The organism is Ruegeria sp. HKCCD6647-2 (assembly GCF_057221075.1).
Window position 1 is genome coordinate 44,149 of record NZ_JBWVBD010000005.1, and the last position, 25,401, is coordinate 69,549.

Consider the following 25,401-nt stretch of genomic DNA (forward strand, 5'->3'; position numbering starts at 1 on the left):
ATGTTAGTGGTATTGGGAATGGCGATCTTGGGGGCAGTTCTGGGTGCCATGACCGCCCGCAAACGCAATGGCAGCGGCGCAGACATGGCACAATATGCCGCCGGCTACGGCATCGCGTTTGCGCTGGTCGGGCTGATCCTGTCGCTGATCCTGGTGAGACTGGTGGCCTGACCCATGTTTCTGCCCTTTTTCGAAAACCTTCGAAAGGCCGGCATTCCCGTATCCCTGCGGGAATACCTGACTTTTCTTGAGGGAATGAAAAAGGGGCTGGCCACTTATGATGTCGAAGCTTTCTACTACCTTGCCCGCGTGTCGATGGTGAAAGACGAGCGCAATATCGACAAGTTCGACCGCGCCTTTGCCACCAGTTTCGAGGGGTTGGATCAGATCAGTTTCGAACAGGTTCTGGAATCTGTCGACATTCCCGCCGACTGGCTGGCTAAGATGGCCGAAAAGCATCTGTCCGACGAAGAAAAAGCCGAGATCGAAGCTTTGGGCGGTTTTGAGAAGCTGATGGAAACCTTGCGCGAACGCCTGAGCCAGCAACAGGGTCGTCATCAGGGTGGCAACAAATGGATCGGTACGGCCGGAACCTCCCCGTTCGGCGCCTATGGCTACAACCCCGAGGGTATCCGCATCGGCCAGAAGGAAAGCCGCCATCAACGTGCGGTCAAAGTTTGGGACAAGCGTGAATTCAGGAATCTCGACGACACGGTCGAATTGGGGACACGCAACATCAAGGTCGCCCTCAAACGCCTGCGCCGCTGGGCACGCGAAGGTGCAGCAGACGAGTTGGATCTGGACGGAACGATCCGCGCGACAGCCGAACACGGCTATCTGGACGTCAAGACCCGCCCCGAGCGCCACAACGCGGTCAAGGTGTTGCTGTTCCTCGACGTCGGCGGGTCGATGGACCCGCATATCAAGGTTGTCGAAGAACTGTTTTCAGCAGCCCGGTCCGAGTTCAAGCACCTGGAATACTACTACTTCCACAATTGCCTGTACGAGGGCGTTTGGCGCGACAACCGCCGCCGCTGGGACCAACAAACCCCGACGCATGAAGTCCTGCGCACATATGGCGGTGACTACAAGTGCATCTTCGTCGGCGACGCCTCGATGAGCCCCTATGAAATCGCCTATCCCGGCGGTGCCAACGAGCACTGGAACCAGGAGGCCGGGCAGGTCTGGCTACAACGTGCACGCGAGCAGTGGGCCTCGAACCTTTGGATCAACCCCGTGCCCGAAAAATACTGGGAATACACCCATTCCATCGGCATGATCCAAGAAATTTTCGAAGACCGCATGGTTCCGATGACCCTCGCAGGGCTGGAACAGGGTATGCGAGAACTGACACGCTGACCCTTGAAGGTGACTTCAGTCCCGCATAGGTCGGTGGTCAATATGAGCAGTGAAAATCCAATTACCGGCCCGATCCTGATCCTTGATGACATACGCGACGGGCGGATGCACCTTGCGGCCATCTTCATCACTAAAAAGGGTACACGGCCGGAACGGGTTTCGACGTCGGAGCATGATGTCTCGCCACAACTTTTGGCTGAGTACGCCAAACACGACGTATACCGCGGCCGCTTCTCCTTGCCGGCCGACAAGCCGTCCTCTTACCGCTGGAATGACACCGAGTATTCAGTGGCCGGACTGACGGAAGACCTGCGCCTTGCCTATGTCTCCTGCAACGGTGAGGAGCATGGAGACATGGCGCGCGACGGCGCTGAGCGCAACGCCATGTGGGCACGCATGGCAAGGCAACATGACAGCGCCCCGTTCGCCCTTCTGCTGCACGGTGGCGATCAGATCTATGCGGATGAGGTCACCGATGGCCACCCGCTCTGTGACGGCTGGCCGGACCGCTTGCCCCTTGATCCATCGCGTGCCGATCTTCTCGACCTTCGAGAGCATCTGCGAGAAGGCTTTCTGCGACGCTATCTTGCCAATTATGCTGCACCGGACGTGGCCCATCTGTTGGCCCGGGTTCCTTCGCTGATGCAATGGGACGACCATGATATCTGCGACGGTTGGGGGTCACTGCGGAGATCGCGGACGTATTCCCCAATTGGTCAGGCCCTGTTCGATGTCGCGCGCGAGGCAGCTTTGTTGTTTCAGCATGCAACCGTTGATGGCGATCTGCCCGCCCGCTTTGCAGACTCGTCCGGCCTGCATCTGGGCTGGTCGGTACAGACCCCGGGTTTGCGTCTGATCGGGCCGGATTTGCGGTCCGAACGCACGCGTCGGGAAGTGATGGGCAAGCGCGGTTGGCAGATGATGGAAGATTTGGCTGTGCAACCGTCGCCCGGGCGCACTTTGGTCATGTCCAGTGTTCCCTTGTTGGGGCCAAGGCTGTCGCTGCTTGAACTGCTGATGGTGTTGACGCCGCGAATGCAGAAATACGAGGATGATTTGCGGGACCAATGGCAAAGCCGGGCGCATCGGGATTCGTGGGCCCATATGCTGGAGCTGACGCAGCGTATTGCCGCGCACCGCGACCAGGATGTGACGGTCATTTCCGGGGAAATCCATCTCGCCACGCGAGGTGAAATGAAGCTCGAACAAGACAAAACCCTGCATCAGCTGGTCGCCTCCGGGATCACGCATCGCGCTCCGCCGCGTGCCTGGGCACGGGTGTTGGGTGCGCTGGCGACGATCGGGGAAACACCGTTGCCTGGTCATCCGATCCGCATTCGCCGCATTCCCGGTCAGCAAATGCGTTATATCGCCGAGCGCAACTATCTGATCCTTCAAGGAACCAATGGCCAGTGGTCGGCGCAGTGGAACTTTGAGGACTCTGGTCTGTCTGACCCGCTGCCGCTGTGACCCCTTGCCAGCCTTGATGCACTGGCCCATATCTGGGATATGCTGCGCCTCACGCCAATTCTGCTGGCAATCGCCTATGCCGTTGTAATGTACCGGATTTCCGTCTGGCGCACGCATCGCGAGCTGGATGCCAAGTCGACGGAACTGGCCGATCCGGTGCTCAAACGCATGACCGACCGACTGGCCGTTGCGCTCGGGGTCGAGCGTGTGCCGGTCTATATCTACGAAATCGATCCGGTGAACGGGTTGGCCGCTCCGGACGGGCGGATCTTCATCACGCGCGGGTTCTATCGAAAGTTCTGCAACGGAGAGGTCTCGGCCGAGGAAATGGCCAGCGTGATCGCGCACGAGCTTGGCCATGTCGCGCTGGGACATGCCCGGCGGCGGATGATCGATTTCTCGGGTCAGAATGCCATGCGGGCCGCCCTGATGATGGTTTTGAACCGTTTTATCCCGTTTGTCGGCGCGTGGATCGCAAATGCCCTGACCGCCCTGCTCGCCTCGCGCCTGTCCCGTGCCGATGAATACGAGGCGGATGAATATGCCGCCGCATTGCTGACCAAGGCAGGTATCGGGATTGGGCCGCAGAAATCACTGTTCCACAAGCTCGAGGATCTGACGCAGCAACGTGCGGGTGTTGTTCCGGCCTGGCTTATGAGCCATCCAAAAACAGATGAGCGGGTAGCGGCGTTGGAAGCGTTGGAACAACGGTGGAGTTCTGGTGAGTGACAAGCGGCAGCGAGGGGCCAGCCCCTCGCGCTCCCCGGGATATTTTCAGCCAGATGAAGAGGATCCGGAATGCGTGTCCAAGCCTTTGCCCAGACGGGGCAGACGGGCTTTTTTCATCAGGCTCCGCAATGTCCATTGAACACCGGACAGTCGGTTGGCTTCTGCCAGAACCCGGCGTGCAATCGCGGAAATTCCATCCGGATCGGTCAGCCAAAACTCATGCAAAAAACCGTCGGGATCGCGGCGGTCAAGCCCTTCCTCGGCCAGGACGTTCCGAGGAAAATCCTTGGCATTCATCGTGATGATCAGGTCTGAAGATGATCCGATAGCGGTCGCCAGCACGTGAATATCGGCGCTGTCCGGAAGCCAGAGCCTGTGTTCCAGACCGGTCGGAACATTCTGTTCCGCGTTCGGCCATCGCGCCTGAGTCAGCGCGATTTCGGCGCGGGCCTGCGCCTCGCCCTCGGGGCCGATCTTTCGCGCGGCGCGGGCCCATTCCTCGAGAATGCGGCCTGACCAAATTGGAGTGAAATGGCCCAGTTCGGCCGCACCAAGTAACAATTCCCGCATCACGGTTGGGTAGATCACGCAGGTGTCCAGTACCGCCTTCATAGCCGGTAGAACACAGCCTTGAGGTACCCGCTTTCGGCCAGTTGCGGCAATTGCGGATGATCCGGGCCGGCGAAGCCCGTATGGATCAGTTGTGCCTGCCGTCCTGCCCGCCCGATCCCGCGCGAGGATGCGTCCCGGAACCGGCCCAGATCGGCAGCGTGCGAGCATGAGCACAAGCCGAGGTAGCCGCCTTGCTTGACAAGTGGCGCGGCCAGACGGGCAACACGCTCATAGGCGCGGAGCCCGGCGTCAAGCGCCTGCTTGGACGGGGCAAACGCTGGCGGATCGCAGATGACGACGTCGAATTGCGCGCCCTCGTCGCCCAGCTTTGTCAAAACCTCGAATGCGTCGCCCTGGCGGGTCTGGAACCGATCCGAAAAACCCGAGGCTTCGGCCCCTTTTGTCGCCAGTTCCAGCGCAGCGGCAGATCCATCCACTGACAATGCCCGCCCGGCTCCACCAGCCAGCATGGCCAGTCCGAAGCCACCCACATGGCTGAACACGTCCAGAACATGTGCTTCTGGCTGAACCAACTGCGCCGCAAAAGCGTGGTTTGGGCGCTGGTCGTAGAACAAGCCGGTCTTTTGGCCTCCGGTCAGGTCAGCCATGTAGGTGGCACCGTTCATCGGCACAGGCAGAGGTTTGTCCGGTGCAAAACCGCGCAAAGTCATGTTCTCGTCGTCCAGCCCCTCCAACCCGCGAGTGCGGCCCGACGCGTTCTTCAGAATGGTTGTCACGCCCGCAACCGCGGCAAGAGCTTCCGCCAGCTTCTCCAGATGCGCTTCGGCCCAGGCAGCGTTGGGCTGGATCACGCAAGAGTCGCCAAAACGGTCGATGACGACACCGGGAAAACCATCAGCCTCGGCATGGATCAGCCGGTAATACGGTGCATCGAACAGGCGCTCGCGCATCTCCAACGCCCGACGCAGGCGGGTCTCGAACCAATCCGCGTTTAGATCTGCGTCAATGTCCCGATCCAGCACGCGGCACATGATCTTCGAGGTCGGGTTAACTGCCACCAGGGCGATGGGCGCGCGTTTGTCGTCTTCCAGCACGGCCAAAGCGCCGGCCGCAATCTTTCGCGTCCGACGGTCGGTGACGATATCGTTGGCATAAACCCATGGGAACCCGTGGCGCAGACCGCGCGCATTGGCTTTGGGTTTCAGGCGGATACGGGGGCGGTCGGCAGGTTGGATCATGGCGCCCTCTTAATCGCGAATGCAGCGCGGGGAAAGACCTTGTCAGCGCGGCCGCTTGCGCCAACCGCCGCGTCGTTTCGGGGCTTCGGCCGTCTCAAGCCCATCGCGCAGAACCTGAGTCATCGGATGGTCCGCATCCTGTGCGGAATAAACCGCGTGCAATTCGGTCAGGGCCTTTTTCTGGTCGCACTCTGCGGGCAGGCCAAGAGCCCAATCCAGAAAGATGCTGCGGCATTCGGGCAAGGCGATACCTTCAATGCGATAGGCTTCCCGGATCAAACCTTTGGGATCATTGGGATCATCACTACGCGCCATCATTGCCCTCCTCGACGACGCCACCGATCAGTTCGGCGGCAGTGGTGTAACTCTCCTGTAGCGCGGCCTGTAGCTGCTCGACCCGCTCAAAACCAGTGGCCCGGCACAAAAAGGACGCCCCGCCCTCGCCGATTCTGTCGGCTTCGATCACCTTGCCGGACAATAGCCGCGCCGCGCATTGCACGGACCAGCATAGGTCGTAACAGTCTTTCAGGGTTTGCGCTTGTGCGACATCCAATAATTCGGCTGCGACGGCGCCATCCAAACCGGAATGCACATCCCGCCGGGGCGTGCCCGACAGCAGGGCGCCGGTTTCGGCGATCAGCTCAATATCCATCATGCGGCCAGGGCCATTCTTGGCATCCCAAACACCTGCCGGTGCTTTTGCCGCCGCCAGCCGGGCGCGCATCTCGGCCACTTCTCTCAGCACTTTCGCCCGGTCGCGCGGACGCGACAGGAAATCAGCGCGGAAAGCTTCGATGTCTTCGCCCAACCCGACATCCCCCGCGACCACATGCGCTCGTGTCAGGGCAAGATGTTCCCATACCCAGGCCTCGTTCTGCTGATAGTTGGTGAAACTGACCCAACTGGTCGCGACCGGGCCCTGATTTCCTGACGGGCGCAGGCGCATATCGACCTCATAAAGCCGGCCCTGAGACATCGGTGCCGACAGGGCCGTGATCAGCGCCTGTGTAAAGCGGGCGTAATAGGTTCGCGTGGCCAAGGGGCGCGGGCCATCCGACATATCCTGGTCCATCGGGTCATAGATCACGATCATATCCAGATCGGATTGCGAATTGATCCGACCTGCCCCCAGCGAACCCATGCCCAGAACAGCAGCGCCACGCCCCGGCGCCGGGCCATGTTTGCCGGCAAACTGCTCGGTCACGCAGGGCAGAATCGCAGCGATCACTGCACTGGCGAGTTCGGCATATTGACGCCCCGCTTGCGCGCCGTCGATCAGGCCGCGCAAGTGGTGAACGCCGACGCGGAAATGCCATTCCTTGCACCAGCGCCGGGCCACATCCAATTGCGATTCATAGTCGGTTTCCGCGCTCAGAGCCTGACATAAATCGGCCTGCAAAGAATCGCGCCCGGGCCAGTCGACAAAGAAACTGCCACCAATCACAGCGTCGAAAACCGAGGCGTTTCGCGACAGATGCGTGGCCAGAGCGTGCGAAGTACCAACGATGTCTATCAGCAGATCAATCAGCTGCCGGTTGGCCTCGAACAGGGAAAACAGCTGTACTCCGGCGGGGAGACCAGCAAGAAACCCGTCAAGCGCCTGCAGCGCTTCATCCGGTTGCGCCGTTTTGGCAAGCCGCGACAAGATTTCGGGTTTGAGGCGTTCAAAGATCCTTGCCCCGCGCTGCGAACGGAGCGCCGGATATGTGGGCCAGCGTGCCAGCACATTCTGATCGAAAGAAACCTCCTGTACCGGGGCAGGCGCAGCAGAGGGACCGGGGGCAAAAAAGCCTTCGGTCAGATCATGCACTTCGATCAGACGGCGGGTCAGATTGCTGGTCAGGTCGGCACTGCTGATCCCCATCAGGCACGCCACCCGTTCGATCCCGTCCTCTGATTGCGGGATTTTGTGTGTCTGCGCATCGTGGACCATCTGAATGCGATGCTCGACTTCCCGGTGCGCCCGGTAGTGGTCTGTCAGCTTGTCCGCAACGTCCTGTGGGATCCAGTCTTTCGCGGCCAGCGCGGCCAGACCCGCCACGGTTCCGCGCACGCGCAGATCGGTGTCACGCCCCCCGGCGATCAATTGCCGGGTCTGGGTAAAGAACTCGATTTCACGGATACCGCCCTGCCCCAGTTTCATATCGTGGCCGGGAATTGACAAAGTACCGCCCGTACCTTTGTTCTCACGAATACGCAGTCGCATGTCATGAGCGTCCTGAATCGCGGCAAAATCCAGATGTCGCCGCCAGACAAAGGGGCGCAGAGCGTCCAAGAACCGTTGCCCTGCGGCAATGTCCCCTGCGCAGGGTCGCGCCTTGATATAGGCAGCCCTTTCCCACGTGCGACCAAGGCTTTCGTAGTAGCGCTCAGCCGCCTCTGCCGCCATGCAAACCGGGGTCACAGCGGGGTCAGGGCGCAAGCGCAGATCGGTCCGAAAGACATAGCCATCGGCCGTCTTGTCGCTGAGCGTCGCACAGAAATTCCGCGTAGCCCGGACCATGCCTTGCCTTGCGTCATAAAAGTCTTCCGGATCGAACCGCGTCTCGTCAAACAGAACGATCAGATCGATATCCGAGCTGTAATTCAGCTCATGCGCGCCCATCTTGCCCATTGCCAGAATGATCAACCCGGCGGCGGTCTCCACATCATCCTCGGTCATTCCCGGCAACTTGACGCGCCGGATCAGCGCAGCGACTTCGGCTTTGGCCGCGACATCTGCCGCCAATGCACCGAAATCGGTCAGCGCCGCCGTTACCTTTTCCAACGGCCAAGCGCCCGCTAGATCCGCCAAAGCGGTCAACAAGGCCAGCCGCCGTTTGGCCTGCCGCAAGCCTGGCTTCAATTGATCCGGCGGCAAGGCCCTCGCGGCCTGCATCACATCCACCAAAGCCTGATCCGGTTGATGCAGCGCCTCGGGCAACCAATCCCGCTCGCGGTCAATCAAACCATTGAGATACGGGCTGGACCCGGCAGTTCCGACAATCAGCTCGGCGTGGTCTGGCGCGAGATCGGGGATCAACGTGCGCGTCTCTTCCCCAAGCGACGGATCAAAGGCACGCGGACAGCGGTGAATGGCTAGGGGTCCGCTCATTTCGACTCCAGCGGCGTGTCCTGACTGAAACTGTTGACCCAGACATCGTGACGCCGTTCCCAAAGGGACGAAATCAGCATCGCGTCCCACTCGGTCGCGCCGGGGCGGAGGTAATCCGCGCGATAAGACAGTAGAACGACATCGGACGTCAGAGCCCGCAACTTGACCTCGCTGAGATCGAATTTCGCCATAGTCGGCGCGTCCGCGAATTGGCCCACATGGTCATCGCGATTGGCAAATCCGGTTGGATAGACACCCAGGAAATCCGCGCTGAGCAGCGCCCGGTCCGCCTGAGCGTTGCCATCTACCAAGGCAGCCCAGACCTGCTTTTCCAAAACCAGGATTTCATCAAGTGTCGGAGACGTCGTGTTTTCGGTATTTTGCATAAGCGGAACCTGCGCGCGATCCCGCATGGCGTCAACCATTCAAGTGTGACAACAGGAAATGTAAATCTTTTTCACATTACCCCTTGCAACGGCGCTCCACTCGCCCCATCTTGTCAATGTGAAAACAATTTACATCAACCCGGAGACCCCAAATGACCGCATTGTCCGACACCGCCGTCCCTGCAAATCCGGGATGGCTGCATCGTGCCGAAGCCTGGCTTGACAGCAAAGGCAAAGGTGCCTGGATCGCCGCCATGGTCCTTGGCTTTATCTTCTTCTGGCCCATCGGCCTTGCCTTTCTGGCCTATATGATCTGGAGCAAGCGTATGTTCAGCAAATCCTGCAGCCGCCGCAAATCCTGGCAAAGCCATATGAGCGCCATGAAACCGTCGGGCAACACCGCCTTCGACGCCTACAAGGCCGATACTCTGGCACGGCTTGAACGCGAACAGCAAGAGTTCGAAGCCTTCCTGCACCGCTTGCGCGAGGCCAAGGACAAGGCCGAGTTCGACCAGTTTATGGAAGAACGCGCCCGCGAAAACCACGACGACGCCGAAGACGGCGAGCGCGCCTGATACCGGCTTGCCCTGTCCCGCATTTCGGGACAGGGTGACCCTAGTTGTTTATCCGGAAAACCAGAAATGACTCACCTGCCCGACCCCGACAGTCAGCCAGAATTCTACCAATCCGTGCCGACAAAACGGTTTGTCGCGTGGCTTTTCGACATCGCTTTCATCTCGCTGCTGTGTACAGTGGCGATCCTGTTCACCGCATTTCTAGGCCTGTTCTTTCTGGCGCTGATCTACGCGGTCATCAGCTTTGTCTACCGTGTCGTTACCATCTCAAATGCGTCGGCAACGCTGGGCATGCGTTTCATGGGCATCGAGCTGCGCGACGCCTTTGGTGAGCGATTGGATACGGGCAAGGCCGTCGCCCACACCGCCGGCTACTTCGTCAGCATGGCGTTTCCGGTCATCCAGATCATTTCGGTCATCATGATGTTGACAAGCGCACGCTGTCAGGGATTGACCGACGCCTTCCTTGGAACGGTAATGCTGAACCAGCGCGCCTGATCATTCGGGTGCGTGAATCACTTGGCGGGTCTCGGAACCGTTGTTATCATCCTGTTGCAGGAAACACGGGACCTACATGCGACATACGCTGCCAATAGCGCCACAATTCTATGTGACGGCACCCCAGCCCTGCCCTTACCTTGAGGGCAGGATGGAGCGAAAGCTGTTCACGGCACTTCAGGGTGACGGCGCTGATCAGCTTAATAATTCCCTTTCGCAACAAGGGTTTCGCCGATCCCAGAACGTGCTGTACCGGCCGTCGTGCAGCGAATGCTCCGCCTGCCTGTCCGCGCGTCTGGACGTTTCGAAATTCCGACCGAACAAAAGCCAGAAGCGGGCAGCAAAACGCAACTCCTATCTGGAACGGCGCGCGACCTCGCCCTGGGCCACGGACGAACAGTTCGACCTGTTCCGCCGCTACCTGGATGAGCGTCACGCCGATGGCGGTATGGCCGATATGGATGTGTTCGAATTTGCGGCCATGATCGAAGAAACGCCGATCCGCAGTCGGGTGGTCGAATATGCCGATCCGGACACCGGAAACCTGATCGCCGTCAGCCTCACCGACGTGCTGGATGACGGTCTCAGCATGGTCTATTCATTCTACGATCCCGCGTTGCAACAAAACTCGCTGGGCACCTATATGATACTCGATCATATCGACATCGCGCGTGAGGCCGGCCTGCCCTATATCTATCTGGGCTATTGGGTGCCCGGAAGCCCCAAGATGGGCTACAAAGCCAAGTTCGCTGGCCTCGAAGTCTATATGAATAACGAGTGGCGTCCGGTCAGCAATCCTGACGAGTTGGCCGATATCACCCATCACCCGTTGTCCACCCAGCCCATTGCGGAACAGGTCGCCGGCATCCAGCTGCCTGACAGACGACCGACCAAAGGATAAGCGACATGCGTCAAAGCCTGCACGCGGTCACCCTTGTGGTGCCCGATTATGACGCTGCGATTGCGTTCTATACTCAGACCCTCAGTTTTTCACTGACGCAGGACGTCGACCTTGGCGATGGCAAACGCTGGGTGCGCGTCACACCGCCGGGGTCGGACGGCGCGTCCCTGCTGCTGGCCAAAGCCGAAGGTGCGGGTCAGAAGGCCGCAATCGGCAACCAAGCCGGCGGGCGCGTCGGATTATTCTTACAGACCGACGACTTTCATCGAGACCACGCTGCGATGCTGGGCGCCGGGGTCGTTTTTGAAGAAGAACCCCGTTTCGAACCCTATGGAATCGTCGCGGTGTGGCAGGATCCCTTCGGAAATCGCTGGGATCTCATCCAGTTCAGGTAGTCATTTAAGCGTTTGAAAAAGTTTCACTTATCTGGTTTTGCGGATAATTCCAGTCACCCCTGATCGCTCATGCGACAATTTTAATCACTGCGATTAAAATTTCAGCAGTTGAATATTGACGCAGCGTCACCAGATACCTCCGAACGCTTTAACGCGCGAAATTTCAAGAAACCACTGCCGCGCCCGGACAGGCAGGCTCTGACTTTTGTTTGCAGCAAAGACCTCCCGCTTTGCTGACTTGGTTCTGATGGAGGAGAAAATGGTTAACGCCACGCGACGGCTATTATCGGCCAATTTGACGACTCAGATACTCATCGCTCTGGCCTTCGGCATGGTTGTGGGTCTGGGATTGAATGTGATCAACATGCCCGGACTGCAACAGACCCTTGCCAACGGGTTGTTCGCAATGATCGGGCAGATGTTTCTGAACGCACTGCAGATGCTTGTTGTGCCCTTGGTTGTGTTTTCGCTGTTATGTGGCGTTGTCGGGATCGGTGATGTCCGTGTGCTGGGCCGCATCGGGGGTCTCACCTTTCTGATCTACGTCGCAACAACGGCACTTGCGGTCACGACCGCGCTGATCTTCGCGGGCCTCATCGGGCCTGGTAGCGGCCTGGGCAGTTTGCAGTTGATTGGGCAGTCCCCTGACGTCTCTGCCCAGCAGAATGTCTGGGACATTCTGGCCAATATCGTACCCAAGAACCCGATCAACGCGCTGGCCAATGGTGAGATGTTGCAGATCATCTTTTACACGATGATCGTTGGGGTTGCGGTTTTGATGATGGGGACCCGCGCCAAGAGTTTTGTCGAAGGTTGCGAGTTCATGAACGAGCTTGCCATGAAAATCGTAAGCATTGTCATGGCTTTCGCCCCAATCGGCGTCTTCAGCCTGATCGCGCGGACGTTTGCTCTTGAAGGGTTCAGCCTGTTCGCGCCGGTCATCGGGTATTTGACCACGATCAGCCTGACACTGGTGTTCCACCTGTGCGTAACCCTGATGGCCTTGTTGTATTTCACCACGGGGTTAAGCCCGCGTGTGTTCCTGAGCAAAATCCGTTCGGCCCAGGTTTTTGCGTTTTCGACGTCCAGCTCGAACGCAACGATTCCGGCCAGCATGCAATGCGTTACGCAACGGATCGGCGTCGACCGCTCGGTCGCCTCGTTCGGTATCCCGTTGGGCGCTACGATCAATATGGACGGTACCGCGATCATGCATGGCGTGGCGACGGTGTTCCTGGCCAATGCCTATGGCATCGATCTGGGCCTGGGCGGCTATCTGACCGTCATTTCGATCTCGGTCCTGGCATCGATTGGCACGGCCGGAGTTCCGGGCGTCGGCATCGTGATGCTGGCGATGGTTCTGAATCAGTTGGGTATGCCGCTTGAGGGGATCGGGATCATTCTGGCCGTCGACCGGGTCGTCGACATGATGCGGACCGTCGTGAACGTGACCGGTGACGCTGTCGTGACCACCATCGTTGGACAAAAGGTTGGCAAGCTGAACCGGGCGACTTTTGACAATCCCCACGCTGGGACGATCGATGTCCACCCGCTGGAAATCGACCCGGAAGCCGAGCGTGAGTTTGCAAGGCTGACGCATCCGCAAAGCTGACACAGATACGGAGGCCCGATTGGGCCTCCGCTTCTGTCGAATAACCAGATCGGCCTAGTTCGGGATCAGGTCCGGAACAATGGTCACGATGGTCGGGAAGAACCACAGGATCGCGATGCCGACCACCTGAATGATCACGAACGGAATGATCCCCCGGTAGATATGGCCCGTCGTCACTTCTTTCGGGGCGACGCCTCTGAGATAGAACAGTGCGAATCCGAATGGTGGTGTCAGGAACGAAGTCTGTAGGTTCACCGCCACCATGATCGTGACCCATTTCGGGTCGAACGACCCGCCGTAAATCACCGGACCCACGATCGGGATCACAATGTAGATGATCTCGAGGAAATCCAGCACGAAGCCCAGAATGAACAACACCAGCATCACGATCAGGAAGACCGTGAACTCGTTGTCAAAGCTCTTGAGGAACTGCTGGATATAGTGCTCACCACCGAATGAGATCACCACAAGGTTCAGCAGCTGTGACCCGATCAGGATCGTGAACACCATCGAGGTCACCTTGGCCGTTTCTCGCACGACCGGGGTCAGAACCCCGCTGGAGAACAGGACCCAGCAACCGAATAACAGCCCGAACAACGCATAGAGATAGGCCGAATACGCGATGCCAAACGCGACCCAGGTCTCAAAGCTCACGCCACCCTGGTTGATGCGCAGGTCAAAGTTCACACCCATCAGCAATGCAATGATGACGGCGAAGGTCGCCCAGATGATCACCTTGCCGGATCGTTCCTGATCCTGCAGCTTTCGATAAGCCGCCAACATGATGGCGCCACCTGCCCCCAACGCCGCCGCCGGTGTCGGATTGGTTACCCCGCCAAGGATCGAGCCCAGCACCGCGATGATCAGAACCAGCGGCGGAAAGACGACGCGGATCAGATCATTCGTGGCACAGCGGGCCGCGGCCTCTTTGCAGCCGTAGATTGCCAATGCAAACGGCAAGGCCAGCAACACGAAGGTCAGCCCGGAGGACGTCGTCGGCGCGATCAGAAGCACGTCCACCAGCAGCATCAGCAACAGGCCGATTGCACCCAGGATCAACGGCTGCGTCGGGCGCGAAGGCGCGATGCCCCGACCCAGCGTCAATGTCAGACCAAGCAGCACGACGATGATGGCCACGCCAGTTCCAATTGGCGCCGCTGCCGCGATCTTTGCATCACGGGCCGCTGCCAGTTCCTCTTCACTCAGGCGTTGCGCCTGCGTTGTACCGCCTGCTGCATCAATGGCCTCCTGCTCGGCGACGGCCTGGTCCCATGCGGACTGACCGTGCAATTCGATCATCGAGGCCTGACACTCGGCCGACACGTTGGTGCGCAGCGATGCACTCTGAGAAGCGTCGGAAAATGTCGAGACCGATATGTTCTGGCTGCCGACAACACCCACGTTGCCCAGCAGAACGACACCAACGATCAATGCGACGGGCACACCCAGCAACCAAGTCAGGCCTTCACCGCGCGTTACGGGCTCACCGCTGCCGCCTGACAGTTCGACCGCCGGGGCCTTTTCCGGGTTCAACAGAGCGTAGCCAAAGGCATAAAGCGCATAGAGCAAGGCCAGCATGATCCCCGGCAGCAAGGCCGCCTGGAACAACGTGCCAACCGAAACCACTGCGGGTTCACCCAGATAGGTCAACGCATCGGTACACCCCGCCTCAACTGCGCGGGTTTCCTGAGCGGTCGAATAGAGATCACCGGCCAGCGTCCCCAGCAGAACGATCACGATAGACGGTGGAATGATCTGCCCCAACGTCCCCGAGGCCGCGATTACGCCAGTCGCCAGTTCGGGCGAATAGTTGTTTCGCAGCATTGTCGGCAAAGCCAGCAGTCCCATCGTCACAACGGTTGCACCAACGATCCCGGTCGAGGCTGCAAGGAACGCGCCGACAACCACGATGGACACCGCCAGACCGCCCGGCAGCGGGCCAAAGACACGCGCCATGGTGGTCAGCAGATCGTTCGCGATTTTCGACCGTTCCAGCGTGATACCCATCAGAACGAACATCAGCACCGCCAGCAGGGTCTCGATGGACTGACCGGCCAGAACACGCTCGTTCATGCGGTTCACGATGAACGAGACGTTGCGGTCCAGCGCGGTTTCCCAGCCCGAGACAAAGACAGGCTCGCCTATCCTTGGCAAATCAGGGTATCGGAATACGGATATCACGTCGGGTTTGACCCCGGAATTCACCAAATCCCGATAGGCTTGCGATCCGGTGTCGATCGCCTGGTGGATCAACAGCCCGGCACTGTCCAACGCCGCGATGATCCCGAATGAGATAATTCCGGCACCGCCGATGGCGAAGGCCACCGGAAAACCGGACAGGATGCCTCCGAAAAGGCAGAAGAATACGATAATGAGGCCTATCTCGACGCCATCAAGTCCGAATAGCATTGTCTTGGTCTCCGTCCTTAATGTGCGCCTTCGTAGGCTTCTTCACCCTCGCCAAGGCTGTCCTTGTCGAGGTATTTTCCAGTGCTTTCCGGGCCTTCCACGTATTCCAGATACGAACGGTACAGGAACGCAATTGCATGCAGGAAGACCATCGCAGCAAAGGCGACGAGCAGAATCTTGAACAGGAAATAGCCGTTGAAGCCGTTGGGGCTGAACCCGATGGTCTCGACGTTCCAGCGCAGCGCGCGGGATTTCATGACCAAACGGTCCAGCGTATCACTGGCCGAGGGTTTGGGCACGATCAGATGCCGCCACATGAAATACCAGCCATACATCCAGGTCAGCACGGCCATGGGCATCATGAACAATACTGCGCCCAGCATGTCCACGACACGTTTGGCCCGGTGGCTGATGCCGGCATAGATTAGGTCAACACGCACGTGGCCGCCCTGCACGAACGTATAGGTACAGCACAGGCAGACAACCATGGCGTTGTAGAGTTTCAGCTCCTCGGCATACCAGCTGATGTCCATTTGCAGGGGAATGCCGAAACCAAAGGACATGTCCGGTCGGGCAAACACGCGTTGCATGAAAACGATCACGATCTGCTGGATCACCATCAGCAATCCAGCCCAGGCAAAGAAGCGCCCGGTGGTGTTGGCGAACCCTTCGAGGCCACGCACCATGCCCCACATGAAGTTCCGGTAGTAAAGACCAATCGCGGTCAGAACCAGAAACAGTGTGAAAATCACAAAGAAGAACTCGACCGATCCGCCATAGTAGACAAAGCGCATGATAGCTTCTTTGTCCGACCAGTTCAGCCAGAGCTGCGGATGCGTGATAGCGTATCCGAAATTATAGAAAGCTTCGGCGATGTTCTGAACGAACCAAACCAGTCCGTTCCACAGGGCGCCGAAGAAGGAGATACCGTTATCGTCCTGCATGTTGTCCCCGGTTCTTCAGTTGCAATGCTGATTATAGCGGGTTTGTCCAAACCGCGCATTTGCAACAGGAAAGGTTCCCCCGCGCCTGCGGGGAAACCAAATGACTAAATACTTCGTTGTTAGCCGCGAACGCGGTCGCGCTGTGCAGTGTAGGCGCCCGACGACAAGTTTAGCCAGGCCGAGGATGCCGCCATCGACGACATGGCGCTGTCATGAATCTTCTTGAACAGCTCGTCGCCCATGTTCTCGTCCAGAACCTCCTGGCTGGCCTTACCGAACGCATCCCAAACACTGTCAGGGAACTCCAGAACTTTCACGCCACCGGCCTGAAGACGCTGCAGGGCTGCACCGTTGTTGGCCAGGAACTGCGCCAGGTTCCACTGGTGCGCTTCGGCTGCTGCAATCTCGATGATCTTCTGCTGCGCCGGGGTCAGTTCTTCGAACACGTCGCGGTTGGTCGCCAGCGACAGACCCGCGCCCGGCTCATGGAAGCCCGCGGTGTAGTAAGTCTTGGTGATCTCCTGGAAACCGGCCTTTTCATCGGCCCACGGCCCGATCCACTCGGTTCCGTCGATCGCGCCGGACGACAGCGCCTGATAGACTTCCGAACCCGGAATGTTCTGCACGGACGCACCCAGTTTACCCAGAGCTTTGCCACCCAGACCCGGCATACGGAATTTCAGGCCATTGAAGTCTTCGGGGCTGTTGATCTCTTTCGAGTACCAGCCGCCCGCCTGCGCGCCGGTGTTGCCTGCGATGAAGGACTTCAGACCAAAGATCTGACCAAGCTCGTCATGCAGTTCCATGCCGCCATCGTGGTAGTACCAGTTGACCAGCTCCTGCGCGGTCATGCCGAACGGAACAGCAGTAAAGAACGCATAGCCCGGATGCTGCCCGACAAAATAGTAGTCAGCCGCGTGATACATGTCGGCCTGACCCGAGGACACGGCATCAAACACTTCAAACGCGCCCACCAGTTCGCCAGCGGCCTTGATATCAACGGTCAGACTGCCATCCGACATGGCGTTGATGCTGTCGGCACAACGCTGCGCGCTGTCAAAAACGCCAGCCAGACCGCGGCCCCACGAGGTTACCATGGTCAGCGTACGATTGCCCTGCGCATACGCGGGTGCCGCCAATGTGGCAGCAGCGGCAGCCGAACCACCAATCGCAGAAGTTTTCAGAAATGAACGACGATCCATGTGAGTGTTCCTCCCCTCCATATTCAAAGCCCGGATCTGTCCGGGCCAGTCGTTACCAATGAGCGTCAGCGTAATGACACTCAAGTGAATGTGAATACCTAGTACTACGTAGTCGGGCCGGATTTTTTCGGAATTTGGACAAATGATATGACCGATTTGGCGCCTTGTTTCACGGATTCATCGTCTGCATCTGCATACGCGCCCAATCTTTTTGCAATTTCTCGCCGTCTTGCGTATCGATTCGACCATGGGAGGACTTCGAAACCTGGTCTCGCTGACCTATGCACAAAAACTGTCGTTGGTGGCGGCTATCCCGTTGCTCGCGGCAGTGGCCGCAATCGCCGTTGTTGTTGCTTATGAATCCCGCGCCACGGCGGAACGCGAAATTCAGGCCCTGGAACGGCGCCTGATCGAGGCCAAAAAGGATGAACTGCGAAACTATGTAACGCAGGCTCGCAATGGGTTTGCTTATATTTACGGTCGCGCATCGCCAGACGATGCCGAAGCCAAGAAGCTGGTTACGCAGATCCTGTCAGCGATGATCTACGGCAAAGACGGGTTCTTCTTCGTCTACGATTATGACGGCACCAATCTCGTCAGCCCACGCCAGACCGAATTCATCAATCGAAACTGGGTTGATCTGACCGACAGTGACGGCACGCCTATTGTTGATGAGTTCATAAGCCTCGCCCGACAGGGAGCGGGGTGGCACAGTTTCATGTGGCAAAAGCCCTCGACCGGGGAAGAGGCTCAGATGATCGCCTATGTGGTGGGGTTGCAGGATTGGCGCTGGGTCGTCGGGACAGGCGTGTTCATCGACGACATCGTTGCCACTGTCGCCAACGCGCGCGCCGAAGTCGAGGCACGCGTGCAGCGCACCTTTCTATATATCGGCGGTATTGTTCTGGCCGCCGTGCTGATCGTGTTCACCTCGGGCATGCTGCTCAACTTCCGCGAACGCAGGCTGGCTGACGCCAAACTGAAAGAGCTGACCCAACGGGTTTTTGACGCGCAGGAAGAGGAACGCGGTCGCGTGGCGCGCGAACTGCATGACGGCATCAGCCAGATTCTCGTCGGTGTTCGCTACGCGCTGGACAATGCCCGCCGTCGGTTGTCCCGTGGCGATGATACGGGGGCACAGGCGCCGCTGGAAAAAGGCATCGACAATCTGGGCACGGCCATCACCGAGGTTCGCCGCATCAGCCGCGACCTGCGTCCGGGTGTTCTTGACGACCTTGGGCTCGGCCCGGCGCTCAAGGCGCTCACCGACGATTTCCGTGAACGCACCGGTATCGAGACCGAGTTTTCCACCGTCGTGTTCCGCAACCGGCTGGATCAGGACAGCAAAATCGCCCTGTACCGCATTGCACAAGAAGCTTTGACAAACATTGAACGCCATTCTGGCGCCACTCACGTTACAATTGATCTGCGCGGTCACAAGAAAGGCGCGACCATGCGGATCACGGACAATGGCCGCGGCCTGCGCAGTGAACCGGGCCGGATCAGCACCGGTATCGGTCTGCGTAACATGCAGGAACGCATCGAACAGCTTGACGGATCGCTGCGCATCCTGTCATCACGCGGCGCGCGCAGCGGCACCGTGATCGAGGTCAGCCTGCCGCTCAGTCGGATGCTGTCGCCGCAAGATGATGCAATACCCAAGCGAAAGGCCGGTGCCTGATGCCCGATACGATCCGAGTCCTCATCGTCGATGACCATCCGATGGTCGCCGAAGGCATTCAGTCCCTGCTGGAAATCTATGATGAAATCGAAGTCGTCGGCACCTTGTCCAGCGGGCAGGAAGCCGTCGACCAGGCCGTGCGTCTGCAACCTGACGTGATCCTGATGGATCTGAACATGCCCGGTCTGGGTGGTCTCAGTGCCACCGAGATCATTCTGGAACGCCTGCCTGCGACCCGAATTCTGATCCTGTCGATGCATGACAGCCCGGAATATATCTCAACCGCGCTCAGCCATGGCGCCAAGGGCTATGTGCTCAAGGACGTGCCCACGGATGAAATCAAGCAGGCCATCGATGCCGTAATGCGCGGTGAGCAGTATCTGTGCACCGGCGCCAGCGGCTCGCTGGAACCCAAACAGGACGACACGCGCGAGGCACTCACGGGGCGCGAACAGACAATTCTGCTGGAACTGGCGCAGGGCAAATCCAACAAAGAGGTTGCCAGCGCTCTGGATATCTCGGTTCGTACGGTCGAAACCCACCGCAAGAATATCAAACGAAAACTGGGCATATCCTCGACCGCCGGCCTGACCCGCTATGCGCTAGAGCACGGCGTTCTGCAGGGCACCGGCCACAGTTTCTGACCGCAGCGCGCAGCGCTGCCTGGCCCAACCGGAGGAGATGCGCCGCAAGGCGCGTCGACACCGGGCGGGAGCCCTACCCTTCTGCGCGTGGCCTGATGTCTTCACCAAAAAAGACCAGTGTGCCGTCTTCGTCGATCACGTGGAACTCGCGTTGCAAATAGGGCTGATCAAATGGCGGTCGCACCCGCCCTGCTGGCAAGTCTCTCAAGCCTGGCTCCAGATCGGCATAAAGGGCATCAATTCCACCGACATCGATATAATAGGACTGATCGTCGCCCAACGGCCGTCCGTCATCGCGTGGCGGGCACTCCAACAACCGAATGGCAACAGTGCCCCACGACAAATACGCGTAGTTCTCCTGTTGAAATCCGCAGGTGAACCCCAATCGATTGCAGTAGAAATCAATCTGGTTCTGCAACGAGGAACACAACACAAAGGGCGTCAGTTGCAAGATACGAGACATAAGCGGCATCCTCCGGTCGGCTGCGGCCTTAGTCTACAGGTTCAACCGGATCAATCCAGCAATCGATCCTTCCGCCGTCCTTCCCGATCATAGTGATGTGGCAAAACCCGGCCGTACAGTTGTTTGGTCCGCTCGACCCCACCGCACATTCCCTCGGTTTCGACGAACGAAAATATTCCGACATAACGCTTGCGGTCGCCGGACACCGGCGCCACACGGTGCAGCGAATACCGCCCCTTGAATATCTGCAGGTCACCCGGCTGTAGTTCCAGCCGGCGTACGTTTGCCATCCCTCCGTCAAGGATCGCGGTGACCGCACTAAAGTTCTCGTCCTCGGCGCTGCGCAGGTTGGGCGCATATTCAAACTCTCCGCCCGCCTCTCCGTTCTGAATGGCCAGCGTTACAGTGTAGTTGTTTGTGTCGAAATGCCAGGGAAAACCCTGCCCTTCTTCAACCACATTGATAATCACGTCCGCCAACGGGTCGTCATAGCGAAAGAACCGGTCCTCGGGTTCGTTCAGCGCCGCGCGGATAAAGGGCAGGAAACCCGGATGCTCGTATATCCGCCGTAATGGCCCCGCCTTGTCAAAATTGTCCGCCGGTACAAACGCGTTGGAACGGTCGTAGAAACGCCGGATCGGGTGGCCAATTCCAAAGCGCGGATCGTCCTTGGTGAAATATGCGTTTGTCCGGTTGAACGAGCGATGTGCATTGGGGGCGACGGCATCAGCCTCGCGCAGCAATTGCTCAAGCCCTTGTTCGTGCACAAAACCGGGCAAGACAGCGCAACCATCCTGATCCAGCTCGCGCCGCAGATCCCGGATCAATTGCTCGTACACCCACGAGTCCGGGCGATCGATCGGGTACTTTCCCAGATCTACCAGATCCTGCAACATGGTCTGCCTCCCTGTTCTGCACCTACAGGTTCAGCCTGCCCGAGTCACAAGCGCCTCTCTGGCCCGTTTCGGACATCGCCTTGACGCATTCAGACCAGTCGGAAGCCGGCCTGAACCCGGTGAATTGGCCGCCAATTCGCGGATGTTTTCTTCGTGCGTCATTTTGCGCAATAAAATGTCGCAAAATTCGTCGTTCACATCATGAAATTGAGTCAATTGCCTGTTGACGCCCCTTCCCCCCGCTCATAATGTCGCCCCCAGCAAAAAGGAGCCTCTGGCGATGAGAACGCTAGTCGTAATCGTAGGAACCACGCGCATGGGCCGGTAACGGTAAGCCATAATCGAACCCATGCGCCTCCGAAAACCTCGGGGGCTTTTTTTATGCTAAACGCAAGACACATGTCGCGAACGGAGCAAAGCAGATGACACGTGAGATGACCGGCGCAAAGATGGTGGTTCAGGCCCTCAAGGATCAGGGCGTGGACACGGTATTCGGGTACCCCGGTGGCGCCGTCCTACCGATCTATGATGAGATCTTTCTGCAAAACGACATCCGTCACATTCTGGTGCGGCATGAACAGGGCGCGGTTCATGCGGCCGAAGGTTATGCCCGCTCGACCGGCAAACCCGGCGTGGCGCTGGTAACATCCGGCCCCGGCGCGACCAACGCGGTGACCGGCCTGACCGACGCATTGATGGACTCGATCCCGATTGTCGTTCTGACCGGTCAGGTCCCGACCTTCATGATCGGCTCGGATGCCTTTCAGGAGGCCGACACCGTTGGCATCACTCGCCCCTGCACCAAGCACAACTGGCTGGTGAAGGACACGGATTCACTTTCCGAGACGATGCATGAGGCTTTCCACGTTGCCACGTCAGGCCGCCCAGGCCCTGTACTGGTCGACGTTCCGAAGGACGTTCAGTTCGCTACTGGCGAATACAGCCCACCCAAGCCGTCGACCTCGCATTACCAGCCGGTGTTGAAAGGCGATCTGGAAGAGATCACCGAGCTGGTTGCGGCGATTGAAACGGCAAAGAAACCTGTATTCTACACCGGCGGCGGCGTGATCAACTCGGGCCCTGCCGCCAGTCAGTTGCTGCGCGAACTGGTGGACGCTACCGGCTTCCCGGTCACCTCAACCCTGATGGGGCTGGGCGCATATCCCGCCTCGGGCGACAACTGGCTGGGAATGCTGGGCATGCACGGTCTCTACGAGGCCAATATGGCGATGCATGACTGCGACCTGATGATCAATGTCGGTGCACGGTTCGACGACCGGATCACCGGCCGTATCGACGCGTTCTCGCCGAACTCGAAAAAGGCGCATATCGACATCGACCCGTCCTCGATCAACAAGGTGATCCGCGTCGATATCCCGATTGTCGGCGATGTGGCGCATGTCCTGGAAGACGTTCTGAAAGTCTGGAAAGCGCGCGGGCGCAAGACGGATGCGGCGGCTGTCAAACAGTGGCAGGCCCAGATCGCGGACTGGCGCAAGGTGAACTGCCTTGCCTTCACGAACAGCGAAAAGTCGATCAAGCCGCAACATGCGCTGCAGCGGCTGGAAGAACTGACCAAGAAGCACGACCGCTACATCACAACCGAGGTCGGCCAGCACCAGATGTGGGCCGCGCAGTTCCTCGGCTTCGAGGACCCCAACCGCTGGATGACCTCCGGTGGATTGGGCACGATGGGCTATGGCTTCCCGGCCTCGATCGGCGTGCAGATGGCCCACCCCGACGCGCTGGTGATCAATGTAGCCGGCGAAGCCTCTTGGCTGATGAACATGCAGGAAATGGGCACCGCCGTTCAATACCGCTTGCCTGTGAAACAGTTTATCCTGAACAATGAACGTCTGGGCATGGTGCGCCAGTGGCAGGAGTTGCTGCATGGTGAGCGCTATTCGCATTCCTGGTCCGAGGCCCTGCCCGATTTCGTCAAACTCGCCGAGGCGTTCGGAGCCAAAGGCATCATGATCAGCGATCCTGCTGATCTGGATGATGCGATCATGGAGATGATCAACTACGACGGTCCCGTGATCTTCGACTGTCTGGTGGAAAAGCACGAAAACTGCTTCCCCATGATCCCGTCCGGCAAAGCCCACAACGAGATGCTGCTGGGTGAGGCTGAAACCCAAGGCGTTATTCAAGCCGGGGGCGCAGTTCTAGTCTGACACCGCAAACCTCGCCGGACGTCAAAAACACGGTTGACGGGTCAAACTCGTTGCGCAGAAAGGATGGCTTGATGCCACTCGATTCATCGCCCCAGACAGACGCGAAGACCGTCGCAGACACACGTCTGCGCATCTTCGATACAAAGCGCGGTTGGCAGTTGGGGACGCTGGTTCCGGCCCTGGTGCTGGCAATTTGCGCTGTTTGGGTTGCGCAGAGTTGGCAGAACATCGCCACCAATGGCATCCAGGCAATTGCGATCGATTTCACTGTGTTCTGGTCAGCCGCCAAGCTGGCCTATGCCGGTCACCCGCTGGCGGCTTTTGATCCCGAACAACTGATCCTGGTTCATGGGGTTCGCGGCGACACGTGGATGCCGTGGTTGTATCCACCCGGTTTTCTCGTCGCCATCCTGCCGCTGGGCGCGTTCTCATTTCCCGTGGCATGGCTGATCTTCCTTGGACTGTCCGTTCTGGCGATGCTGGCTGCGGTCCGTCCCTTTGCAGGCGGCGTCACACCGGTTTGGATCGGGTTCACATTTGCGCCGGCGATGTTGCCGGCGCTTGTAATCGGTCAGAACAGTATCCTGTGGATTGCCGGATTGCTGGCGGCGCTGGCATCGTTGCGCAGCGGTCGGCCGATAATGGCAGGTGTTCTGATCGGCTTTCTGACGCTTAAGCCGCAACTCGGGTTATTGATACCCGTCGCCCTGTTAGCCTGTTTTGCATGGCGCACAATTGCCGCTGCAATCGTAACCACCGTGTTGCTGGCAGCGGTTTCGACCTTCATCATGGGGGTTGAATACTGGACTGCAATGAATGAACTGACGCAGCATCACTTTGGGCTTGTGCGTGAGGCCGCCGCCGCAAATCACCTTATGATCAGCCTGTATTCCGTACTCGCAGGGCTGGGAGTTCCCGAACCCACGGCACTTGCCATACAATGGATCACGACCGGTCTGGCCGCGATCACTGTGGCGGTAGCGTGGTACAGCCCGAAGATCGATTTCGATCTGCGCGCGGCGACGCTGCTTTTGGCGATCATGGTAGCCAGCCCGTACTTCTGGCACTACGAAAGCGCCATTCTGGCCCCGGCTGCCCTCTTCCTGCTCCGGGCCGGCATTCTGACCGCCAACCGCTTTGGTTACGTGCTTGGCGTGCTGATGTGGTTGGGGGCCGCTCCGGCGATACTGGTCATCCTCATGACCGATATCACCGCTCTTTCAGTGCGCTTTTCATTTGCGCCCATCGTACTGGCCGCATGCCTGACTTGTCTTTTCGCCGTCATTCATCGGCTGCGAAACCCCGATTTGCCTGAATTCAACAATGAGGTCCTCAGATGACACCGCTGAACATCAAAAAAGGTTCCACCCGCCACTCGGCCTATAACTTGCGGCCCTCATTCTCGGACGTGCAAGAAAGCCATACAATCGCAGTTCTGGTCGAAAACGAACCCGGAGTTCTGGCTCGTGTAATCGGCTTGTTTTCGGGCCGTGGCTACAATATCGAAAGCCTGACCGTGGCCGAGGTCGATCATACAGGACATCTCAGCCGGATCACGATTGTCACGACAGGAACGCCGCAGGTGATTGAGCAGATCAAGGCACAGGTGGGCCGCATTGTTTCCGTACGCGACGTGCATGATCTGACGGTTGAAGGCTCCGCAGTCGAACGCGAGCTTGCGATCATCAAGGTGGTTGGCGAAGGCGAGAAACGTGTCGAGGCGCTGCGTCTGGCGGATATATTCCGCGCCAACGTGGTCGACAGCACGCTGAACTCATTCATCTTTGAAATCACCGGCGCCCCGGACAAGATCGACGCCTTTGCTGATCTGATGCGCCCATTGGGCTTGGTAGAGATTGCCCGAACAGGCGTGGCCGCCCTGCTGCGCGGCGACTGAGACTGAAGACTGCCCCGCTTGTCCGGAAAGGATCTAGCGGGGCAATTTCAAAAGCGCGCGACTGTCATTGTTCGCGAATTCAAAACAATCCTCGGCAGCTTTAAGGCATTGAGGGGCGCGCATGAAAAAGATCATGCAAAACAGGATAAAGCCTATTGCCTTTGCAATATGACGCGCTAGCCTGATTGACGCAACGTAACGCACAGGCAGTTCGTTGGGGTAATCTGTACGATTTTTGACTGTCGCTCGGTCCTAGGGCCA

24 protein-coding genes are annotated in these 25,401 nt (G+C 58.7%); 14 read left to right on the forward strand and 10 right to left on the reverse strand.

The annotated features are described in order from the left end of the window. From AC2TDJ_RS14105 to AC2TDJ_RS14120, 4 genes are read left to right on the forward strand one after another with little or no spacing between them, the layout of a single operon-like run. On the forward strand, positions 1-171 hold the full coding sequence (locus AC2TDJ_RS14105; RefSeq protein ID WP_480843082.1) for a hypothetical protein: 171 nt from the start codon (positions 1-3) through the stop codon (positions 169-171). A gap of 3 nt (positions 172-174) precedes the next feature. Beyond that, positions 175-1,359 carry a vWA domain-containing protein gene (locus AC2TDJ_RS14110; protein WP_480843083.1) on the forward strand — a complete coding sequence of 395 codons (1,185 nt, stop codon included), beginning with the start codon at positions 175-177 and terminating at the stop codon, positions 1,357-1,359. Between the two features lie 42 nt (positions 1,360-1,401). After that, the gene (locus AC2TDJ_RS14115; protein WP_480843084.1) at positions 1,402-2,829 is read left to right on the forward strand and encodes an alkaline phosphatase D family protein; all 1,428 of its coding nucleotides are present in this window, start codon (positions 1,402-1,404) and stop codon (positions 2,827-2,829) included. A gap of 39 nt (positions 2,830-2,868) precedes the next feature. Continuing rightward, positions 2,869-3,558: a M48 family metallopeptidase gene (locus tag AC2TDJ_RS14120; RefSeq protein WP_480843085.1), complete on the forward strand. Its 690-nt coding sequence runs from the start codon at positions 2,869-2,871 to the stop codon at positions 3,556-3,558. 45 nt (positions 3,559-3,603) lie between these two features. Here the strand turns inward: AC2TDJ_RS14120 and AC2TDJ_RS14125 are convergent, their stop codons facing one another. From AC2TDJ_RS14125 to AC2TDJ_RS14145, 5 genes are read right to left on the reverse strand one after another with little or no spacing between them, the layout of a single operon-like run. Next, on the reverse strand, positions 3,604-4,170 hold the full coding sequence (locus AC2TDJ_RS14125; RefSeq protein ID WP_480843086.1) for an RSP_2648 family PIN domain-containing protein: 567 nt from the start codon (positions 4,168-4,170) through the stop codon (positions 3,604-3,606). Next, on the reverse strand, positions 4,167-5,369 hold the full coding sequence (locus tag AC2TDJ_RS14130) for an RSP_2647 family RNA methyltransferase (RefSeq protein ID WP_480843087.1): 1,203 nt from the start codon (positions 5,367-5,369) through the stop codon (positions 4,167-4,169). The genes AC2TDJ_RS14125 and AC2TDJ_RS14130 overlap by 4 nt, the downstream gene beginning before the upstream one ends. A gap of 42 nt (positions 5,370-5,411) precedes the next feature. Then, entirely contained in the window at positions 5,412-5,684 is a 273-nt protein-coding gene (locus AC2TDJ_RS14135; protein ID WP_480843088.1) for a hypothetical protein, read from the reverse strand. Next, positions 5,674-8,463 (reverse strand): [protein-PII] uridylyltransferase family protein, encoded by a 2,790-nt coding sequence (locus AC2TDJ_RS14140; protein ID WP_480843089.1) that lies wholly within the window; start codon positions 8,461-8,463, stop codon positions 5,674-5,676. Before AC2TDJ_RS14140 ends, AC2TDJ_RS14135 begins: the two co-directional genes overlap by 11 nt. Beyond that, a complete protein-coding gene (locus tag AC2TDJ_RS14145; RefSeq protein WP_480843090.1) occupies positions 8,460-8,888 on the reverse strand; it encodes a DUF4440 domain-containing protein in 429 nt (142 codons plus the stop codon). Before AC2TDJ_RS14145 ends, AC2TDJ_RS14140 begins: the two co-directional genes overlap by 4 nt. A gap of 113 nt (positions 8,889-9,001) precedes the next feature. On the opposite strand from AC2TDJ_RS14145, the gene AC2TDJ_RS14150 reads away from it, so the two are divergent. The 5 genes from AC2TDJ_RS14150 to AC2TDJ_RS14170 all read left to right on the forward strand — a co-directional run bounded on the left by AC2TDJ_RS14150 (position 9,002) and on the right by AC2TDJ_RS14170 (position 12,830). Beyond that, positions 9,002-9,424 (forward strand): DUF2852 domain-containing protein, encoded by a 423-nt coding sequence (locus AC2TDJ_RS14150; RefSeq protein ID WP_480843091.1) that lies wholly within the window; start codon positions 9,002-9,004, stop codon positions 9,422-9,424. Between the two features lie 66 nt (positions 9,425-9,490). Then, entirely contained in the window at positions 9,491-9,922 is a 432-nt protein-coding gene (locus tag AC2TDJ_RS14155) for an RDD family protein (RefSeq protein ID WP_480843092.1), read from the forward strand. 76 nt (positions 9,923-9,998) lie between these two features. Then, positions 9,999-10,823 (forward strand): arginyltransferase, encoded by an 825-nt coding sequence (locus AC2TDJ_RS14160; protein WP_480843093.1) that lies wholly within the window; start codon positions 9,999-10,001, stop codon positions 10,821-10,823. Between the two features lie 5 nt (positions 10,824-10,828). Beyond that, positions 10,829-11,218, forward strand: a complete 390-nt coding sequence (locus AC2TDJ_RS14165) for a VOC family protein (RefSeq protein WP_480843094.1) — start codon at positions 10,829-10,831, stop codon at positions 11,216-11,218. Between the two features lie 259 nt (positions 11,219-11,477). Then, positions 11,478-12,830 (forward strand): dicarboxylate/amino acid:cation symporter, encoded by a 1,353-nt coding sequence (locus tag AC2TDJ_RS14170; RefSeq protein WP_480843095.1) that lies wholly within the window; start codon positions 11,478-11,480, stop codon positions 12,828-12,830. A gap of 54 nt (positions 12,831-12,884) precedes the next feature. On the opposite strand, the gene AC2TDJ_RS14175 is transcribed toward AC2TDJ_RS14170, so the two are convergent. The 3 genes from AC2TDJ_RS14175 to AC2TDJ_RS14185 all read right to left on the reverse strand — a co-directional run bounded on the left by AC2TDJ_RS14175 (position 12,885) and on the right by AC2TDJ_RS14185 (position 17,385). Beyond that, positions 12,885-15,239, reverse strand: a complete 2,355-nt coding sequence (locus tag AC2TDJ_RS14175) for a TRAP transporter large permease subunit (RefSeq protein WP_480843096.1) — start codon at positions 15,237-15,239, stop codon at positions 12,885-12,887. A gap of 17 nt (positions 15,240-15,256) precedes the next feature. Continuing rightward, positions 15,257-16,183, reverse strand: coding sequence for a TRAP transporter small permease subunit (locus tag AC2TDJ_RS14180; RefSeq protein WP_480843097.1), 927 nt, complete (start codon positions 16,181-16,183; stop codon positions 15,257-15,259). A 119-nt stretch (positions 16,184-16,302) separates the two neighbouring features. Next, positions 16,303-17,385, reverse strand: a complete 1,083-nt coding sequence (locus tag AC2TDJ_RS14185; RefSeq protein WP_480843098.1) for a TRAP transporter substrate-binding protein — start codon at positions 17,383-17,385, stop codon at positions 16,303-16,305. A 247-nt stretch (positions 17,386-17,632) separates the two neighbouring features. Between AC2TDJ_RS14185 and AC2TDJ_RS14190 the strand changes: the two genes are divergently transcribed. Together AC2TDJ_RS14190 and AC2TDJ_RS14195 are read left to right on the forward strand one after the other, a co-directional pair. After that, positions 17,633-19,066, forward strand: coding sequence for a cache domain-containing protein (locus AC2TDJ_RS14190; protein WP_480843099.1), 1,434 nt, complete (start codon positions 17,633-17,635; stop codon positions 19,064-19,066). Then, positions 19,066-19,710, forward strand: coding sequence for a response regulator transcription factor (locus AC2TDJ_RS14195; RefSeq protein ID WP_480843100.1), 645 nt, complete (start codon positions 19,066-19,068; stop codon positions 19,708-19,710). Before AC2TDJ_RS14190 ends, AC2TDJ_RS14195 begins: the two co-directional genes overlap by 1 nt. Positions 19,711-19,783: 73 nt before the next feature. On the opposite strand, the gene AC2TDJ_RS14200 is transcribed toward AC2TDJ_RS14195, so the two are convergent. Further along, the gene (locus AC2TDJ_RS14200; protein WP_480843101.1) at positions 19,784-20,173 is read right to left on the reverse strand and encodes a bleomycin resistance protein; all 390 of its coding nucleotides are present in this window, start codon (positions 20,171-20,173) and stop codon (positions 19,784-19,786) included. A 50-nt stretch (positions 20,174-20,223) separates the two neighbouring features. Continuing rightward, the gene (locus AC2TDJ_RS14205; RefSeq protein ID WP_480843102.1) at positions 20,224-21,069 is read right to left on the reverse strand and encodes a HalD/BesD family halogenase; all 846 of its coding nucleotides are present in this window, start codon (positions 21,067-21,069) and stop codon (positions 20,224-20,226) included. Positions 21,070-21,491: 422 nt separating this feature from the next. On the opposite strand from AC2TDJ_RS14205, the gene AC2TDJ_RS14210 reads away from it, so the two are divergent. From AC2TDJ_RS14210 to ilvN, 3 genes are all read left to right on the forward strand, one after another. Beyond that, positions 21,492-23,243 (forward strand): acetolactate synthase 3 large subunit, encoded by a 1,752-nt coding sequence (locus tag AC2TDJ_RS14210; protein WP_480843103.1) that lies wholly within the window; start codon positions 21,492-21,494, stop codon positions 23,241-23,243. Positions 23,244-23,314: 71 nt separating this feature from the next. Continuing rightward, positions 23,315-24,583, forward strand: a complete 1,269-nt coding sequence (locus AC2TDJ_RS14215; RefSeq protein ID WP_480843104.1) for a glycosyltransferase family 87 protein — start codon at positions 23,315-23,317, stop codon at positions 24,581-24,583. Then, entirely contained in the window at positions 24,580-25,140 is a 561-nt protein-coding gene (gene ilvN, locus AC2TDJ_RS14220) for an acetolactate synthase small subunit (protein ID WP_480843105.1), read from the forward strand. The genes AC2TDJ_RS14215 and ilvN overlap by 4 nt, the downstream gene beginning before the upstream one ends. The last annotated feature ends 261 nt before the right edge of the window (positions 25,141-25,401 follow it).

Excerpts from the sequence above, each read along its gene's own strand:
- AC2TDJ_RS14165 (WP_480843094.1), top strand. The coding sequence starts at position 10,829 with ATGCGTCAAAGCCTGCACGCGGTCACCCTTGTGGTGCCCGATTATGAC.
- AC2TDJ_RS14185 (WP_480843098.1), bottom strand. The coding sequence starts at position 17,385 with ATGGATCGTCGTTCATTTCTGAAAACTTCTGCGATTGGTGGTTCGGCT.
- AC2TDJ_RS14205 (WP_480843102.1), bottom strand. The coding sequence starts at position 21,069 with ATGTTGCAGGATCTGGTAGATCTGGGAAAGTACCCGATCGATCGCCCG.
- AC2TDJ_RS14190 (WP_480843099.1), top strand. The coding sequence starts at position 17,633 with ATGGGAGGACTTCGAAACCTGGTCTCGCTGACCTATGCACAAAAACTG.
- AC2TDJ_RS14160 (WP_480843093.1), top strand. The coding sequence starts at position 9,999 with ATGCGACATACGCTGCCAATAGCGCCACAATTCTATGTGACGGCACCC.
- AC2TDJ_RS14150 (WP_480843091.1), top strand. The coding sequence starts at position 9,002 with ATGACCGCATTGTCCGACACCGCCGTCCCTGCAAATCCGGGATGGCTG.
- AC2TDJ_RS14120 (WP_480843085.1), top strand. The coding sequence starts at position 2,869 with ATGCTGCGCCTCACGCCAATTCTGCTGGCAATCGCCTATGCCGTTGTA.
- AC2TDJ_RS14195 (WP_480843100.1), top strand. The coding sequence starts at position 19,066 with ATGCCCGATACGATCCGAGTCCTCATCGTCGATGACCATCCGATGGTC.
- ilvN (WP_480843105.1), top strand. The coding sequence starts at position 24,580 with ATGACACCGCTGAACATCAAAAAAGGTTCCACCCGCCACTCGGCCTAT.
- AC2TDJ_RS14145 (WP_480843090.1), bottom strand. The coding sequence starts at position 8,888 with ATGGTTGACGCCATGCGGGATCGCGCGCAGGTTCCGCTTATGCAAAAT.
- AC2TDJ_RS14135 (WP_480843088.1), bottom strand. The coding sequence starts at position 5,684 with ATGGCGCGTAGTGATGATCCCAATGATCCCAAAGGTTTGATCCGGGAA.
- AC2TDJ_RS14215 (WP_480843104.1), top strand. The coding sequence starts at position 23,315 with ATGCCACTCGATTCATCGCCCCAGACAGACGCGAAGACCGTCGCAGAC.
- AC2TDJ_RS14110 (WP_480843083.1), top strand. The coding sequence starts at position 175 with ATGTTTCTGCCCTTTTTCGAAAACCTTCGAAAGGCCGGCATTCCCGTA.
- AC2TDJ_RS14180 (WP_480843097.1), bottom strand. The coding sequence starts at position 16,183 with ATGCAGGACGATAACGGTATCTCCTTCTTCGGCGCCCTGTGGAACGGA.
- AC2TDJ_RS14175 (WP_480843096.1), bottom strand. The coding sequence starts at position 15,239 with ATGCTATTCGGACTTGATGGCGTCGAGATAGGCCTCATTATCGTATTC.
- AC2TDJ_RS14115 (WP_480843084.1), top strand. The coding sequence starts at position 1,402 with ATGAGCAGTGAAAATCCAATTACCGGCCCGATCCTGATCCTTGATGAC.
- AC2TDJ_RS14140 (WP_480843089.1), bottom strand. The coding sequence starts at position 8,463 with ATGAGCGGACCCCTAGCCATTCACCGCTGTCCGCGTGCCTTTGATCCG.
- AC2TDJ_RS14170 (WP_480843095.1), top strand. The coding sequence starts at position 11,478 with ATGGTTAACGCCACGCGACGGCTATTATCGGCCAATTTGACGACTCAG.
- AC2TDJ_RS14200 (WP_480843101.1), bottom strand. The coding sequence starts at position 20,173 with ATGTCTCGTATCTTGCAACTGACGCCCTTTGTGTTGTGTTCCTCGTTG.
- AC2TDJ_RS14210 (WP_480843103.1), top strand. The coding sequence starts at position 21,492 with ATGACACGTGAGATGACCGGCGCAAAGATGGTGGTTCAGGCCCTCAAG.
- AC2TDJ_RS14125 (WP_480843086.1), bottom strand. The coding sequence starts at position 4,170 with ATGAAGGCGGTACTGGACACCTGCGTGATCTACCCAACCGTGATGCGG.
- AC2TDJ_RS14155 (WP_480843092.1), top strand. The coding sequence starts at position 9,491 with ATGACTCACCTGCCCGACCCCGACAGTCAGCCAGAATTCTACCAATCC.
- AC2TDJ_RS14105 (WP_480843082.1), top strand. The coding sequence starts at position 1 with ATGTTAGTGGTATTGGGAATGGCGATCTTGGGGGCAGTTCTGGGTGCC.
- AC2TDJ_RS14130 (WP_480843087.1), bottom strand. The coding sequence starts at position 5,369 with ATGATCCAACCTGCCGACCGCCCCCGTATCCGCCTGAAACCCAAAGCC.